4 protein-coding genes are annotated in these 3066 nt (G+C 59.0%); all 4 read right to left on the bottom strand.

Going from position 1 to position 3066, the window contains the following annotated elements:
- Positions 1 to 837: VOC family protein (locus K8V32_RS08340; protein WP_303905733.1), on the bottom strand; the 837-nt coding region annotated here is incomplete at its 3' end.
- 13 nt (positions 838 to 850) lie between these two features.
- Positions 851 to 1531, bottom strand: a complete 681-nt coding sequence (gene ligK, locus K8V32_RS08345; RefSeq protein WP_303905736.1) for a 4-carboxy-4-hydroxy-2-oxoadipate aldolase/oxaloacetate decarboxylase — start codon at positions 1529 to 1531, stop codon at positions 851 to 853.
- Positions 1532 to 1539: 8 nt separating this feature from the next.
- Positions 1540 to 2562, bottom strand: coding sequence for an amidohydrolase family protein (locus K8V32_RS08350; protein ID WP_303905739.1), 1023 nt, complete (start codon positions 2560 to 2562; stop codon positions 1540 to 1542).
- Between the two features lie 40 nt (positions 2563 to 2602).
- A partial coding sequence (locus tag K8V32_RS08355; RefSeq protein WP_303905742.1) for a PrpF domain-containing protein occupies positions 2603 to 3066 on the bottom strand: 464 nt, incomplete at its 5' end.

Raw genomic sequence — 3066 nt, forward strand, 5'->3', positions numbered from 1 at the left:
AATCAACCGCGCCCCGGCGTTGGCGAACTCAATGCGGTTACCACCCGGTTCCCACACGTATAGGAAAAACGTCTGATTTATCGCGTGCTTATACGGCCCGTATTCAATGTAGACGCCCTCTTCGAGGAAAAAGTCGGCGGCTTTGAGAATGTCCTCGCGGGTATCGGTGGCAAAGGCCAGGTGATGGAAACGACCGCGTTCGCCCGTCCAGTCATCCGAGTAGACGACGTCGTAGGATTTCTGGGCAAACCGGAACCAGCGAGCCGCATACCCACCGGCGTCGAGTTCAACCTGTTCGGTTTCCCGGGCCTTCATGACTTGATCCCAGAAATCACCGGTCACGTTGACGTCGGATGCCAGATAGTTAATATGGTCCAGTCGGCGGGCGTTGACGCCGTAGCCCGGATAACGTGCTGCCTGATTTTTCAGTGCAGGACGATCCTGCTCATCGGCCTGATACAGTTCGGTGTCGTAATAGATACCAAACAGGTGCTCATCGGGGTCTTGGAATTCATAGTATTCGCCGATGCCAACCTCGGGATCTTTCCACCCCTCGCCGTAGCCGGTATCTTCAATGGCTGCTACCCGGCGTTGTAGGGCTTCGGGGCTAGTAGCACGCAACATGGTGCGGCCCACCCCGTTAGTATCTGAGGCGGTCAGTTTGATCGAATAGGTCTCGTATTCGTCCCAGCAGCGCAGGTACGCCGAGTCACCGATGCGTGCGACTTCGCGCATGGCCAGCAGGTCTTTGAAGAACCAGAGGCTTTCCTCAAATTTTGGGGTCAGGATTTCTACGGCACTGATGTGCGCTAAGTCAAAGTTTTCTCGTTCAGCCATTGTGTCTTCCTTACTATCGGTATTGCAGGCCCTTGGCCGCAAGCTTGTCTCGCATGCCGTATACATCCAACCCCAGTTCGCCGGCGGCCAGTCGCTCGCGAACGCCGGCTTCTTTGGCTTCGCGAACCTTGGCGGCCTCAACGACGTCGGCCACTTTTTCGCGGGGCACGACGACGACGCCGTCGGCATCCCCCACCACCACATCCCCGGGGTTGACCACCGCTCCGGCACAGGTCACCGGGACATTCACGGACCCCAGCGTTTCTTTCACGGTGCCGCGTGCGTGGATCGCCTTGGCAAACACCGGGAAATCCATGTGCTCTAAGTCTGCTACGTCACGGACCCCGCCGTCGATAACCAATCCGACCCCGCCGCGAGCCCGGAAGGAGGTGGCCAACAGATCACCGAAAAACCCGGCGTCTGATTCGGTCGTGCAGGCCGCGACCACTACATCGCCGTCGGTAATTTGTTCTGCAACCACGTGCATCATCCAGTTATCTGCGGGTTGTAGCAGTGCTGTGACCGCCGGTCCGCACAGTTTGGCGCCTGCATAGGCCGGGCGCATATACGGTTGCATCAGCCCGACGCGACCCATGGCTTCATGGATGGTGGCGCTACCGTATTGGCTCAGCGCGGCGACGTCGTCGGGGTCGGGGCGGTCAATTTTGGTGTTCACAATTCCCAATTCATACATGGTTTCTCCTAGCGGCCCTGGGCGGTGAGACGGCGGTCCAGGCGCGGGTGGACGGCGCGTGCGGTGTCTTCAAAAATGGCCTGTTTGGATGCATCCGACAGTTCGGCGGCTTGGATATAGCGGGCGGTGTCGTCAAAATAATGCCCGGTGTTGGGGTCTTCGGTGCGCACCGCGCCGATCATTTCGGAGGCGAACATAATGTTCTTATGCGGAATGACTTCCAGCAGTGTATCGATGCCCGGCTGGTGATAGACGCAGGTATCGAAGTAGATGTTGTTCAGCAGGTGCTCTTCTACCGGGGGCTTGTTCAGCATCATGGCCAGGCCGCGGAAGCGGCCCCAGTGATACGGTGCCGCCCCGCCGCCGTGCGGGATGATCATTTTCAATTCGGGGAAGGTGGCAAAGAGGTCGCCGGCCAGTAGCTGCATGACGGCGGTGGTGTCAGCGTTGAGATAGTGTGCACCGGTGGTGTGGAAGGCCGGGTTGATGGAGGTTGACACGTGCACCATGACGGGCAGTTCGTGCTCGATGAGTTTTTCATATACCGGGAACCAGTGTTTATCGGTCAACGGTGGTGAGGTCCAGTGCCCGCCCGAGGGGTCGGGGTTGAGGTTGACTGCGACAATATCGTGTTCGGTCACGCAGCGTTCCAGCTCGTCGATGACGGTGGCCGGTTCGACTCCGGGGGATTGTGGCAGCATGGCCGAGGGGACGAAACGATCCGGGTAAAGTTCCGAGACCCGGCCGATGAGGTCATTACAGTGGCGCGACCAGGCGGCAGAGGTTTCGAAATCACCGGCGTGGTGGGCCATAAATGAGGCCCGCGGGGAGAAGATCTGCACGTCAATGCCGCGCTCATTCATCAGGCGCAGTTGATTGGTTTCGATGGATTCGCGGATCTGGTCATCCGTGATCACCGGGCCTTTAGACGCCGGTGGTTGTCCGCCGTCGAGCGCAGCAAGTTGGGCCTCGCGCCATTGGCCAAGCGGGGCTGGGGCCGTGGTGTAGTGCCCGTGAATATCAATAATCAACCTAAGTGTCCTTCCACTTTCTGTGAGCAGATGCTTTGAGTCAAAACGTATTAGGGGCGCTGGGATCCCAAATCCTGGCCGGCACATAGACCTCGCCGCGGCTGATCAACCGTGCGGTGCGGGTGTTACCCGAGGCGACCACGGTGCCATCGTCATCCAAGTCGACGAGCGCTTCGAAAATTCCTGAGGGGTGTTCAATACCGAGGCTTTGCTGTTTTCCTGTGCCGGGTGTGCCGAGCTGCGCGGCAACCGAGCCCTGCAGGAGTACAGCGGTTGCAACAGTAACGGCAGCCAGCACCCCGATTGATTCGTGAACTCGATGGGGTATGAAACTGCGCGTGGAAATTGCGCCGCCAGCACGTGGGGCCGCGACAAGGGTCATTTTGGGGTACGACTCATCGGCGACATCACCTAGTCCCATGACCTGGGCCGCAGCCAGGCGCAGGGCTTCAATGCGCGTTTTGAGGTCGGTGTTATCGGTCAATTCGGGCACGGTTTCATAGC

Source organism: Enteractinococcus helveticum (genome assembly GCF_020742345.1).
Taxonomy (GTDB): domain Bacteria; phylum Actinomycetota; class Actinomycetes; order Actinomycetales; family Micrococcaceae; genus Yaniella; species Yaniella helvetica_A.

Bases quoted from the DNA above. Each gene is read 5' to 3' on its own strand.
- ligK (WP_303905736.1), bottom strand. From the start codon at position 1,531: ATGTATGAATTGGGAATTGTGAACACCAAAATTGACCGCCCCGACCCC.